At 60.6% G+C, this 13745-nt stretch carries 5 protein-coding genes and 3 rRNA genes; 2 read left to right on the top strand and 6 right to left on the bottom strand.

The window, feature by feature from the left end:
• The first annotated feature begins 44 nt into the window (after positions 1–44).
• Positions 45–914 carry a hypothetical protein gene (locus tag LDN75_RS08155; RefSeq protein ID WP_223936628.1) on the top strand — a complete coding sequence of 290 codons (870 nt, stop codon included), beginning with the start codon at positions 45–47 and terminating at the stop codon, positions 912–914.
• A gap of 473 nt (positions 915–1387) precedes the next feature.
• Here the strand turns inward: LDN75_RS08155 and rrf are convergent.
• From rrf to LDN75_RS08125, 6 genes are all read right to left on the bottom strand, one after another.
• Positions 1388–1504, bottom strand: a 5S ribosomal RNA gene (rrf, locus tag LDN75_RS08150).
• 164 nt (positions 1505–1668) lie between these two features.
• Positions 1669–4814 (bottom strand): 23S ribosomal RNA (locus tag LDN75_RS08145).
• A 543-nt stretch (positions 4815–5357) separates the two neighbouring features.
• Positions 5358–6878: ribosomal RNA gene (locus tag LDN75_RS08140) — 16S ribosomal RNA — on the bottom strand.
• Together the 16S, 23S and 5S rRNA genes form the textbook arrangement of a ribosomal RNA operon.
• 911 nt (positions 6879–7789) lie before the next feature.
• Positions 7790–9100: a tyrosine--tRNA ligase gene (tyrS, locus tag LDN75_RS08135; protein ID WP_223936627.1), complete on the bottom strand. Its 1311-nt coding sequence runs from the start codon at positions 9098–9100 to the stop codon at positions 7790–7792.
• A gap of 37 nt (positions 9101–9137) precedes the next feature.
• Positions 9138–11366 carry an AAA family ATPase gene (locus tag LDN75_RS08130; protein ID WP_223936626.1) on the bottom strand — a complete coding sequence of 743 codons (2229 nt, stop codon included), beginning with the start codon at positions 11364–11366 and terminating at the stop codon, positions 9138–9140.
• A gap of 101 nt (positions 11367–11467) precedes the next feature.
• Positions 11468–12121 (bottom strand): DNA-3-methyladenine glycosylase, encoded by a 654-nt coding sequence (locus LDN75_RS08125; protein WP_223937526.1) that lies wholly within the window; start codon positions 12119–12121, stop codon positions 11468–11470.
• A 93-nt stretch (positions 12122–12214) separates the two neighbouring features.
• Between LDN75_RS08125 and LDN75_RS08120 the strand changes: the two genes are divergently transcribed.
• Complete coding sequence (locus tag LDN75_RS08120; protein WP_223936625.1) at positions 12215–13705, top strand: AlkA N-terminal domain-containing protein; 1491 nt, start codon at positions 12215–12217, stop codon at positions 13703–13705.
• Positions 13706–13745 lie beyond the last annotated feature (40 nt).

The following is a 13745-nucleotide window of genomic DNA, read 5'->3' as shown; positions in this document are numbered from 1 at the left end:
TTTGCAACCCAGCCTGCGCTCTGCTCTTCCAGGGTCTTGATCTGATGCCCCGTGGCGCGGTCAAGTTCCTTACCTGTGACGTCCTCATCGATCTCGGGAGAGCGTTCGCGGTCAGGGCGGTTGGCGCTGCGGATGTCCTTGGCGTTGGGAACCCGGGCCGGACGCTCTTCCCAGGAGCCGGCTCGATCGCCACGGTCGCCACCGAAGGAACGACGCTCGCCGCCGCGCTCAGGACGGTCACCAAAGGGCTTACGCTCGCCACGGTCACTGCTGTACGGACGACGTTCTTCGCCATCACGACGCGGACCATCAAAGTTCCGAGGACCGCGCTCAGGACGGCCACCAAAGGGTTTACGCTCGCCACGGTCGCCACCGAAGGAACGACGCTCGCCATCACGGGCCGGACGGTCCCCGAACGGCTTACGCTCGCCACGGTCGCTGTTGAAAGGGCGACGCTCGCCATCGCGGGCCGGACGATCACCACGGTCACCGAAAGGCTTACGGTCACGATCGCCACCGAAGGAACGACGTTCACCATCGCGGGCCGGACGGTCACCAAAGGGCTTACGCTCGCCACGGTCGCTGTTGAACGGGCGACGCTCTTCGCCGTCACGGCGCGGACCATCGAAGTTCCGCGGGCCGCGCTCAGGACGGTCACCGAACGGCTTACGCTCGCCACGGTCACTGTTGAACGGGCGACGCTCGCCATCACGGGCCGGACGATCACCACGGTCACCGAAAGGCTTACGGTCACGATCGCCACCGAAGGAACGACGCTCCCCGGCGCGCTCAGGACGGTCACCAAAGGGCTTACGCTCGCCACGGTCACTGTTGAACGGGCGACGCTCGCCATCACGGGCCGGACGATCACCACGGTCACCAAAGGGCTTGCGATCACGATCGCCACCGAATGAACGGCCTTGCTCCTTGCCGTCGCGATTCTCCCTGGAACGGAATCCCCGCGGATCCCCACCGGAGTTGTTGTTGGGGCGGAAAGACCCGCGATCGCCGCGATTCCCGCCAGAGTTCCCGCGGTTGCCGTCGCGATTGCCGCCGTTGTGCTCAGCCATGGTGGATTCCTCCTGTTGCGAGCCGACCACTGGCGCGTGCGTAGTCGCTCATAACCCTTATTTCGTTGTCACGCCGCCTGCAACACTGCGCTGCCGACTCGTATGTCTTATGCAATTCTAGGCGACGGCGCCTCAGGCACCGAACGGCTGGGCACCCGCAGAGGTGTTCCGTGGCACGTCTCACAGCCTTGTTGGCGCTGCGTTGTTTGGTGGGTTAAATGGGGCAAGCCCCGGCCGTGAGGGTCGGGGCTTGCCTGGTTTAAATGTGGGAGACCCCCCGACCTGGTGTGGGTTGGGGGGGTCTCTACCTAATGTGTGTCCGGCGGTGTCCTACTCTCCCACACCCTCCCGGGTGCAGTACCATCGGCGCTGTGGGTCTTAGCTTCCGGGTTCGGAATGGGACCGGGCGTTTCCCCCACGCTATGACCGCCGTAACCTTGTTACCCGTCCCCCGCCTTTTTTGCCGGTTGGTGCCGGTTGGGGGGTGGGAAGTTTTGTGGTTACAACATTGTGGTGTTGTTATTTAGTTGTGTTTGTTCCTGTGAGCAACGGTGTTGTTGTTCGGGAACCACATAGTGGACGCGTGCAGTGTTTGTGTGTGGTGTAAGTTGTTGGCCTATTAGTACCGGTCAGCTTCACGAGTCTTTGGTCCTCGCTTCCACATCCGGCCTATCAACCCAGTGGTCTGGCTGGGGGCCTCTCACACAAATTGTGTATGGAAATCTCATCTTGAAGCGAGCTTCCCGCTTAGATGCTTTCAGCGGTTATCCCATCCGAACGTAGCTAATCAGCGGTGCACTTGGCAGTACAACTGACACACCAGAGGTTCGTCCGTCCCGGTCCTCTCGTACTAAGGACAGCCCTTCTCAAATTTCCTGCGCGCGCAGCGGATAGGGACCGAACTGTCTCACGACGTTCTAAACCCAGCTCGCGTACCGCTTTAATGGGCGAACAGCCCAACCCTTGGGACCTACTCCAGCCCCAGGATGCGACGAGCCGACATCGAGGTGCCAAACCATGCCGTCGATATGGACTCTTGGGCAAGATCAGCCTGTTATCCCCGAGGTACCTTTTATCCGTTGAGCGACGGCCATTCCACAATGTACCGCCGGATCACTAGTCCCGACTTTCGTCCCTGCTTGAGATGTCTCTCTCACAGTCAAGCTCCCTTGTGCACTTACACTCGACACCTGATTGCCAACCAGGCTGAGGGAACCTTTGGGCGCCTCCGTTACTTTTTAGGAGGCAACCGCCCCAGTTAAACTACCCATCAGGCACTGTCCCTGACCCGGATCACGGGCCGAAGTTAGATGTCCAAAGTGACCAGAGTGGTATTTCAACGATGACTCCACCCGAACTGGCGTCCGGGTTTCAACGTCTCCCACCTATCCTACACAAGCCACTCCGAACACCAATACCAAACTATAGTAAAGGTCTCGGGGTCTTTCCGTCCTGCTGCGCGTAACGAGCATCTTTACTCGTACTGCAATTTCGCCGAGTTTATGGTTGAGACAGCGGGGAAGTCGTTACTCCATTCGTGCAGGTCGGAACTTACCCGACAAGGAATTTCGCTACCTTAGGATGGTTATAGTTACCACCGCCGTTTACTGGGGCTTAAATTCTCAGCTTCGCCACACAAGGTGGCTAACCGGTCCTCTTAACCTTCCAGCACCGGGCAGGAGTCAGTCCGTATACATCGTCTTGCGACTTCGCACGGACCTGTGTTTTTAGTAAACAGTCGCTTCCCCCTGGTCTCTGCGGCCCACACCCGCTCCACAGAGCAAGTCTGTATCACGGGGCAGGCCCCCCTTCTCCCGAAGTTACGGGGGCATTTTGCCGAGTTCCTTAACCATAATTCTCTCGATCGCCTTGGTATTCTCTACCTGATCACCTGTGTCGGTTTGGGGTACGGGCGGCTAAAACCTCGCGTCGATGCTTTTCTTGGCAGCATAGGATCACCGGATCCCCCCTTACGGGAGTCCCATCAGATCTCAGGATCGTGCTCGAAACACACAGGAACGGATTTGCCTATCCCTGACCCTACATCCTTGGACCGGGGCAACCATCGCCCGGCCCGGCTACCTTCCTGCGTCACACCTGTTAATACGCTTACCTCCCGGGATCAGGTCCCGCGCTCGGCCAAAACCCACACACCACAAGGGTGATAGGGCAGGCTCCGGGCGGTTAGTATCCCCCGCTTGGCATGGGCGGTTTTTCGCCGGTACGGGAATATCAACCCGTTGTCCATCGACTACGCCTGTCGGCCTCGCCTTAGGTCCCGACTTACCCAGGGCAGATTAGCTTGACCCTGGAACCCTTGATCATTCGGCGGACGGGTTTCTCACCCGTCTTTCGCTACTCATGCCTGCATTCTCACTCGTGTAGGCTCCACCGCTGGTTTCCACCGCGACTTCACTGCCCACACGACGCTCCCCTACCACTCCACACCCCTGAACCACGAAGGCTAGGGCAATGTGTGAAATCCACAACTTCGGCGGTGTACTTGAGCCCCGCTACATTGTCGGCGCGGAATCACTTGACCAGTGAGCTATTACGCACTCTTTCAAGGATGGCTGCTTCTAAGCCAACCTCCTGGTTGTCTTCGCAACTCCACATCCTTTCCCACTTAGCACACGCTTAGGGGCCTTAGTTGGTGGTCTGGGCTGTTTCCCTCTCGACTATGAAGCTTATCCCCCACAGTCTCACTGCTGCGCTCTCACTTACCGGCATTCGGAGTTTGGCTGACGTCAGTAACCTTGTAGGGCCCATCGGCCATCCAGTAGCTCTACCTCCGGCAAGAAACACGCAACGCTGCACCTAAATGCATTTCGGGGAGAACCAGCTATCACGGAGTTTGATTGGCCTTTCACCCCTACCCACAGCTCATCCCCTCCATTTTCAACTGAAGTGGGTTCGGTCCTCCACGACGTCTTACCGTCGCTTCAACCTGGCCATGGGTAGATCACTCCGCTTCGGGTCTAGATCACGCCACTACACTCGCCCTGTTCAGACTCGCTTTCGCTACGGCTACCCCACACGGGTTAACCTCGCGACGTAACACTAACTCGCAGGCTCATTCTTCAAAAGGCACGCCGTCACCAGAATCAGACTGGCTCCGACGGATTGTAAGCACACGGTTTCAGGTACTGTTTCACTCCCCTCCCGGGGTACTTTTCACCTTTCCCTCACGGTACTGGTCCGCTATCGGTCATTAGGAAGTATTTAGGCTTATCAGGTGGTCCTGACAGATTCGCACGGGATTTCTCGGGCCCCGTGCTACTTGGGATCCTCTCCAGGCGGTACACAACATTACGGTTACGGGGCTCACACCCTCTCTGGCCGGCCTTTCAAGACCGTTCACCTATGCCTGCACTACACACCCCACCAGTCCGGCAGAACCAGTACGGAAAGTCCCACAACCCCGCCCATGCAACGCCCGCCGGCTATCACACATGGAAACGGTTTAGCCTGATCCGCGTTCGCTCGCCACTACTAACGGAATCACTCTTGTTTTCTCTTCCTGCGGGTACTGAGATGTTTCACTTCCCCGCGTTCCCCCCACGCACCCTATGTGTTCAGATGCGGGTCACACAATCACCTTGCAGCGTTGTGCGGGGTTTCCCCATTCGGACATCCTGGGATCAACGCTCGGTTATCAACTCCCCCAGGCTTATCGCAGATTCCTACGTCCTTCTTCGGCTCCTAATGCCAAGGCATCCACCGTGTGCCCTTAAAAACTTGACCACACAAGATCAATAAACTTACTCGAGAGAACCATGCGCCACTTGGGCCCAAGGTTCATTCATAAGAAATTGCTGTAAGAACACACACACACGTGTGTGTGTCCTAGATGCTCGCGTCCACTATGTAGTTCTCAAACAACAACCCCATCAACCAGACCCCCGGACACCACAACCCACAACACGGGGCTGATAACAGTGACCGGCAATACCGGAAGCAGGAACAAGAAGAAACACCAGAACTGTGCCCCCCTGCATTGCTGCAAAAAGGTCCTGTTGCCTCAGGACCCAACAGTGCGCCAAACACAACCCACACAATCCACGCCCCGGCACGTTCCTGACAACACCCCACCACCACAAAAGCAGAAAAGGCGTTGCCGTACTGGCACCAGGACACAACCGGTAAAGGCCATGCCAAAAAACTTTGATTCGTTGATATTCCACCCATGAGCACCCACCGCAGAACAGACGCCTGCGCAATGGGCAACACTGACAACCACCACGCACCCGCATACACGGACACCAGCAGTTGTTAGCAGCTCCTTAGAAAGGAGGTGATCCAGCCGCACCTTCCGGTACGGCTACCTTGTTACGACTTAGTCCCAATCGCCGGTCCCACCTTCGACGGCTCCCCCCACAAGGGTTAGGCCACCGGCTTCGGGTGTTACCAACTTTCGTGACTTGACGGGCGGTGTGTACAAGGCCCGGGAACGTATTCACCGCAGCGTTGCTGATCTGCGATTACTAGCGACTCCGACTTCATGGGGTCGAGTTGCAGACCCCAATCCGAACTGAGACCGGCTTTTTGGGATTAGCTCCACCTCACAGTATCGCAACCCTTTGTACCGGCCATTGTAGCATGCGTGAAGCCCAAGACATAAGGGGCATGATGATTTGACGTCGTCCCCACCTTCCTCCGAGTTGACCCCGGCAGTCTCCTATGAGTCCCCGGCCGAACCGCTGGCAACATAGAACGAGGGTTGCGCTCGTTGCGGGACTTAACCCAACATCTCACGACACGAGCTGACGACAACCATGCACCACCTGTAAACCGACCGCAAGCGGGGCACCTGTTTCCAGGTCTTTCCGGTTCATGTCAAGCCTTGGTAAGGTTCTTCGCGTTGCATCGAATTAATCCGCATGCTCCGCCGCTTGTGCGGGCCCCCGTCAATTCCTTTGAGTTTTAGCCTTGCGGCCGTACTCCCCAGGCGGGGCACTTAATGCGTTAGCTACGGCGCGGAAAACGTGGAATGTCCCCCACACCTAGTGCCCAACGTTTACGGCATGGACTACCAGGGTATCTAATCCTGTTCGCTCCCCATGCTTTCGCTCCTCAGCGTCAGTTACAGCCCAGAGACCTGCCTTCGCCATCGGTGTTCCTCCTGATATCTGCGCATTTCACCGCTACACCAGGAATTCCAGTCTCCCCTACTGCACTCTAGTCTGCCCGTACCCACTGCAGAACCGGAGTTGAGCCCCGGTCTTTCACAGCAGACGCGACAAACCGCCTACGAGCTCTTTACGCCCAATAATTCCGGATAACGCTTGCGCCCTACGTATTACCGCGGCTGCTGGCACGTAGTTAGCCGGCGCTTCTTCTGCAGGTACCGTCACTTTCGCTTCTTCCCTACTGAAAGAGGTTTACAACCCGAAGGCCGTCATCCCTCACGCGGCGTCGCTGCATCAGGCTTTCGCCCATTGTGCAATATTCCCCACTGCTGCCTCCCGTAGGAGTCTGGGCCGTGTCTCAGTCCCAGTGTGGCCGGTCACCCTCTCAGGCCGGCTACCCGTCGTCGCCTTGGTAGGCCATTACCCCACCAACAAGCTGATAGGCCGCGAGTCCATCCAAAACCACAAAAGCTTTCCACCCCCCACCATGCGATGAGGAGTCATATCCGGTATTAGACCCAGTTTCCCAGGCTTATCCCAGAGTCAAGGGCAGGTTACTCACGTGTTACTCACCCGTTCGCCACTAATCCCCCCAGCAAGCTGGAGATCATCGTTCGACTTGCATGTGTTAAGCACGCCGCCAGCGTTCATCCTGAGCCAGGATCAAACTCTCCGTTGAAAACAAAAAATCAAACAGACACAACCACACCCACCGGAAATAACGACGGACCATGGCTGCACAAAATTCGAAACCAGCTGAAAACCAGACCACCACACACGGGGGTGCGCAGCAATCCGGCCATAATTTCAACCAATCAATAAAACAATCGGCATCAACAAACTTGGCACACTATTGAGTTCTCAAACAACAGGTCACTATTCCAAAGCTGTACCACCACCAACCCAAACGGGCCACTGGATCGCTCCGGAGCAACTTTTCAAACTTACCCGAACAACCGCATCCTGGCAAATCAGCGTTCCCGCGATTCCCGATCCGATCCTCGGCCCCACCCGGCTACCCGCACGCCCAAAAGCGCGCCATATTCCAGGCTGTTATCAAAGGGGGTCGGCCCCCACGGCTTCCAGCTCCAAGCTGTCTCACTCGCGGCGACTCAGAAGACATTACACGCCCACAAGCCCCCACACAAATCCACCCCAACACCACCCAAAAACCCCGCAAACACACGCCAAACACCCCCACCCAGGGCTTAGGACCAGCCCGGAATCGCCAAAACAACTACCGTGAAGCCCGTCACACGGGTCAAGCCCCACGACCCAGGCCGCCAGGCACTAACGCCAACTACCGCCGTCGAACGTCCCCAACAACCCCACCAAAAACCACGACTACCCGAGAGAGCAACGCCCAAAAAACGTCAGGACGTGAGAGAACAAACCCCAAAACGCCTCAGGACGTGAGAGAACAACCAAAGGCGGCGGTCACCCGGCAGCGCGCGTCCACGCAAGGAACGAGCGAACGCGCAGAGGATGACGGCTGCCACCGCACGGCAGAACAAGCACGCTTAAACGCAGAAAAGGCCGGCAACCATAGCAGTTGCCGGCCCTTTCAGGTATGTGCGTTGAGTAGGCGAACTAGGCCGAAACCTCAATGGTCGCCAGGTTCTTCTTGCCCCGGCGAAGGAGCAGATACCGGCCATGAAGCAGTTCGTCCTGGGCGATAACAGCCTCGGGATCGGACACCTTGGTGTTGTTCACGTAGGCGCCGCCCTCGCCGACGGTCCGTCGGGCTGCCGACTTGCTGTCGGACAAACCGGAGGCCACCAACAGGTCGATGATCCCAAGACCCTCGGCACTGATCTTGGCGGAGGGAAGTTCCGACGTCGCTGCTTCCAGGGTGCGCTCGTCCAGGACGGTGAGGTCGCCGTTGCCGAAAAGTGCTGCCGAAGCGGCGATGACCTTTTCGGTTGCATCGACGCCATGCACCAAGGAGGTGACCTCGAATGCGAGCTTCTTCTGGCCTTCCCGCGCGAAGGGACGCTCCGCTACAGCCCGGCCAAGCTCTTCAATTTCTGCGCGCGAAAGGAACGTGAAGACTTTGAGCCTATCCACCACGTCAGCATCCGCCGTGTTCAGCCAGAACTGGTAGAACGCGTACGGGCTGCACATTTCGGGGTCCAGCCAGATGGCGTTGCCCTCGCTCTTGCCGAACTTGGTACCGTCAGAGTTGGTGATGAGCGGCGTACCAAGGGCGTGGACGCTCTTGCCTTCCACCTTGCGGATCAGTTCCGTACCGCTGGTGAGGTTGCCCCACTGGTCCGAGCCGCCGGTCTGCAGTGCACAGCCGTAGTCACGGAACAGTTGGAGGTAGTCCATGCCCTGCAGGATCTGGTAGCTGAACTCGGTGTAGCTGATGCCCTCTTCGGAGCTCAAACGCGAGGCGACGGCATCCTTGCGCAGCATGGTGCCCACCCGGAAGTGCTTGCCGATCTCACGGAGGAAGTCGATGGCACTCAGCGGCGCCGTCCAGTCCAGGTTGTTGACCATGCGCGCCGCGTTCTCGCCCTCGAAACTGAGGAAACGGCGCACCTGGCCCTGGAGGTAGCCGACCCACTCCGCCACCGTGTCCTTGGTGTTCAAGGTGCGCTCCGCCGTCGGACGCGGATCACCGATCAGGCCCGTGGAACCCCCAACCAGGCCGAGCGGCTTGTGGCCCGCCAACTGCAGGCGCCGCATCAGCAGCAGCTGCACGAGGTTACCCAGGTGGAGGGACGGAGCGGTGGGATCGAAGCCACAGTAATACGTGATCGGATCCCCGGCGAGCAGCTTTTCCAGTTCCGTTTCATCGGTGGAAACGTGGACCAGGCCGCGCCATTTGAGCTCCTGCCAGATGTTGGCAAAGGCGGGATCGTTGTGCTGGGACTCGATGTTGTTTACGTGTGACACGAGTTCTAAGTTAGCAGGATTGTTGAGTCCACTTTTCCTAGCGTTCGATGCCGGCAGGTAGCGGTGCCGCAGCGATGAGCCTGAGCCGCTGCGTGGGTCGGGTCATGGCGACGTACAGGTCGCCCACCTTGCCATGCTCCTGATTGAGCATGGCGGCCGGTTCCAGGACGATGACGCCATCAAATTCCAGACCCTTCGCTTCCTTGGGACTGATGACCACGATGTCCTGCTCGTAGCTTCCAGCCCCCGCGCCGATGCGGCGACCGTAGATCGCGCGCAGCGCCGCAGTCGCCTGCGGCAGCAGGGGGCCGTCGGCGATCACAGCGAGCAGGCCGCCGTCGATGGCTTCCACTTCCCCGGGCAGGACCTCGACCAGGCGCGACACGATGCCGTCCGCTTCGACGCGGTCCACGATGGGTGACCATTTGCCTTCGCGGACGGCCTTCGGAGCGGAGACCACGAGGCCTGCGCGGTTGGCCATCCGGACAGCAGCTTCCGCGATCTGGGATGGCGTGCGGTAGTTCACGGTCAGCTCTTCGAGCTGCCAACGGTCACCGAACGACGGCGCCAGTGCGCTTTGCCACGAATTGGCACCGGCCGCGGCACTCGTCTGGGCGATGTCCCCCACGATCGTGAAGGACTTGAGGGGACAGCGGCGCACGAGGAGCCGCCATTGCATGGCCGAAAGTTCCTGGGCCTCATCAACCACGATGTGGCCGAAAGCCCACGAACGGTCGCTCGTGGCGCGCTCCGCTGCGGTGAGCCGGTTCTCGCGCTCCTGGTTCTGGTCTGCCAGCTCTTCCGCGCTCACCAAGACATCCACGCCCATGGCTTCCATGTTGGCCAGGGTCTGCTTGGCGTTGGCGAGATCGCGGGCGCGGTCTGCTTCCTGCTGGGCCAGTCCCCTGCCCGCGGCAGGGTCCAGCTCACCCAGCAGCTCGGCAGCTTCGTCCAGGAGCGGGACGTCGGCCTCGGTCCAGGGCGCATCGACGGGCCGCTGCAGCAGCGAACGCTGTTCCGGTGTCAGATGCGGCGTGCAGGCCTCCAGGATGGCGGGTTTGCTGAAGAGCTCGGAGATCAGCTTCTCCGGCGTCATCGGCATCCAGCAAAGGTTCAACGCGATGCGGACGTCCCTGGCAGACCGGACGTCTTCGGCGAGGTAGGCGCGATCGGCGTTATTGCCGATGTTCGATTCCTCGACGAGGTCAGTCAGTTGCTCCGTAAGCTCACGCAGGAGGATCTTGACGAACGTGAGCCGGGCTTCGTTGTGAGGCTTTCCGGTGGCCCGGGCCTTTTCCCGTGCACGGCGGACCTGGCGGACGGTCAGCGTCAGCTTGCGGGAATCGACTTCGAGAATGCGGTCTTCTGCAGGCGTACGTTGCCGGTTCGCGACGGCGTTCGCCACCACCGTGGCCATGTCGAGCTTGCCCTTGAGGGCCGCGACGTCAGCGTCTTCCTCTGGAACAGCGTGGATTCCGGGCATAAGGCGGCCCAGGCTCGCCATGACAACGCCGGTCTCGCCCAGCGATGGAAGGACGCGCTCGATGTAGTGCATGAACGACGACGACGGGCCAACGAGAAGCACACCAGCACTCTTGAGGCGGTCGCGGTGCGTGTACAGCAGATAGGCGGCGCGATGGAGCGCGACGGCCGTCTTACCCGTGCCTGGACCTCCTTGGACGACGAGCGCCCCGGAGATGGAGGAACGGATGATCCTGTCCTGCTCAGACTGGATGGTTCCCACGATGTCGGACATGCGGCCCGTGCGCTTGGAATTCAAGGCCGCGAGGAGCGCACCCTCGCCCTGCAGGGAATCGTTGTCCGCGAGCATCCCGGCGTCCAGGACGTCGTCCTCGATCGCTTTCACGTCGCGACCTTGCAGGATCAGGTGCCGACGGCGGCGCACGCCTTGACGGTCGAACGCGGTGGCCTGGTAGAAGTGGCCGGCTTCGGGCGCACGCCAGTCAACCATGAGCCGCTGGAGATCGGACGTGGACAACCCGATGCGGCCGATGTACTGCGCCTCACCCGAATCCAGATCGAGGCGCCCGAACACCAAACGGTCGTCGACGGCGTCGAGCTGGGCAAGACGGTCCTCGTACAGAGCGGCGAACGCGTCACGTTCCGAAACGTTTTGCATGGTTCCCACTGCACCGGCCTTGCGCACCTGCGCCAGTTGGGCGCGCTTTTCTTCCCGCAGCTCATCGAGCCGGGCGTATAGCCCAGCAACGTATTCCTGCTCGTGGACCAAATCAGCGTCGTGCATCGAACCGTAACCCCTATCGCAAAAGACAGACCGTCCATTCTACAGCGATTTTGGTAAACGTGCGGGGTGCATGCCACATGGCGGACCAAGGGCCCAAAAGTTCACGCGCGGTTGCGTGGCCGCGCTGCTTTGTATCGTGACACGGTGGGATCGTCTTCGATCCAGAAGCGCCAGGGATAGTCGGTACTCCCACCGGGACCAGCCACTCCAACCCGCGGCCCGCTGGCCACGGCCGCTGCCGGAGTCTTGGGCAACCAGAGGCCCAATGGTGGGGCGAGAGCGTCACGCCCGGTGTCCGCCGTCGTGAGTCCCAGCGCGGAGGCGAGCCGTGCCGGTCCACTCGCCAAGTCCTTGTGCGTTTTGGAGGCAGGCCTGCGGACACTGGCGAGGCCCTCACCATCGACAATCTCGCCGGCCCGCAAGAGCAGCGCGGACGGTGAGCCCTCGGGACCGCACACGATATTGGCACAGTAGTGCATGCCGTAAGTGAAGTAGACGTACAGGAATCCCGGCGGTCCGAACATGGGCGCGTTCCGGGCAGTGGGACCGCCGAAGGTGTGCGACCCGGGATCGGGGTGTTCGGAATCGTGTGGACCCATATACGCCTCCACCTCCGTGAGCCTGACCGAGACCGGGCCGGCTTCGGAATGGTGGCTGAGCACGGCGCCCAGTATCAGCGGAGCGATAACACGCGGATCCCCCTCAAGGAACCTACGCACTTCTTCGGGGCCGCTGACGCCGTTGCCGTTCTCCATGGACGAGCTCATGACCAGACACTAGCAAAACAGCAGAACGGCCATGTCCGATTTCCGCTAGCAGTGGCGAGGGCCGGCTGGCAGGATGAAGGAATGGACTTCTGGCAGCGCTACAGGGCAATCGACGCCCGGGACACCCGGTTCGACGGTCAATTCTTCACGGCCGTCAGCTCCACGGGCATCTACTGCCGACCGTCGTGCCCCGCCCGGACGCCGAAGGCCGAGAACGTCACGTTCTACGAAACCTCGGCCGCTGCCCACGAAGCCGGGTACCGCGCTTGCAAGCGATGCCTCCCGGAAGCCGTCCCCGGCACGCCGGCTTGGAACATCCGCTCGGACATCGCCGGCCGCGCGATGCGCCTCATCAACGACGGCGTCATCAGCCGCGAGGGCGTCGACGGCCTCGCGCACCGCCTGGGCTACTCCGCACGGCAACTCAACCGCATCCTCAGCCATGAACTGGGTGCCGGTCCCCTCTCCCTGGCACGGGCAAGCAGGGCGCAGACGGCCAGGACGCTGCTGGTCTCGACAGATATGCTGCTCGCCGACGTCGCCTTCGCTTCCGGTTTCAACAGCGTGCGGCAATTCAACGACACCATCGCAGAGGTGTTCGCGATGACCCCGACGGCGTTACGTGCCACGGGCGCGAAATCCGGCGTTCGCCGGGGTGCTGGGGAGGCAAGCGACGGGACGCCAGCGGCTCTGACGTTGAATCTGCCGTATCGGGAGCCCTTCGACCCGGGAATCTTCGACTTCCTGGCAGTTCGTGCGGTGCCGGGCATTGAGGCGGCAAGCACCGGACACGATGGAACCAGGACCTATGCCCGAACCCTCCGCCTCCCCCGGGGCAACGCCTCGTTCTCGGTGGCCTACAGCCCCTCAAGGCAGGGCAATCCATTGCAGTTGTCAGCCAGCGTCGTGGACCTCCACGACCTCCCGGTCTTGTTGAGTCGTGTGCGCAGGTTGTTCGATCTGGACGCCGATCCAGAAGCGATCGACGACGCCTTGGCCATGGACCCCCGGCTCACAGGGAGCATCAAGGAGATTCCTGGAATTCGCGTGCCGGGAGCCGTCGACCCCCAGGAATTGCTGGTCAGGGCAATGATCGGCCAGCAGATCACGGTTGCTGCTGCCCGAACGGCCCTGACCCAATTGTCCGCTGTTGGATCCCCGGCCGACGGCGGATTTCCCGGCTTGGAACGCCTGTTTCCGACCGCGGCGGAACTCGCCGAACACGGCCGCACCCTGCTGCGGGGACCGCAGCGCCGCATCGAGTCCATCGTTGCCGTGGCCGAAGCGATGGCCACAGGGGCCCTCGAGTTCGGCTACGGCGACGACGTTGCAGGGTTAGGGCGCATGTTGCTGCCGTTGCCAGGAGTTGGGCCCTGGACTGTAGGGTATGTCGCCATGCGGGTGCTGGGAGCGCCGGACGTTTTCCTGGGCAACGACGCCGCAGTGAGAAACGGGCTGAAAGCCCTCCCGACGGGTCCCGGCCTCAGCTCTGAATTCGGGGAAGTCAGCCCTTGGCGGTCCTACGCCACCATGCATTTGTGGCGCGCGGCAGCAAAGCCCAAGAAGGCGTAGCCCCAACGCGTCAGGAAGTGCGAGAGCATCACCCCAAACG

Origin of the sequence: Arthrobacter sp. StoSoilB5, from assembly GCF_019977235.1 — a bacterium.
GTDB lineage: Bacteria > Actinomycetota > Actinomycetes > Actinomycetales > Micrococcaceae > Arthrobacter.
Note: the sequence above shows the minus strand (reverse complement) of the source record. Positions and strands in the feature narration are given on the sequence as shown.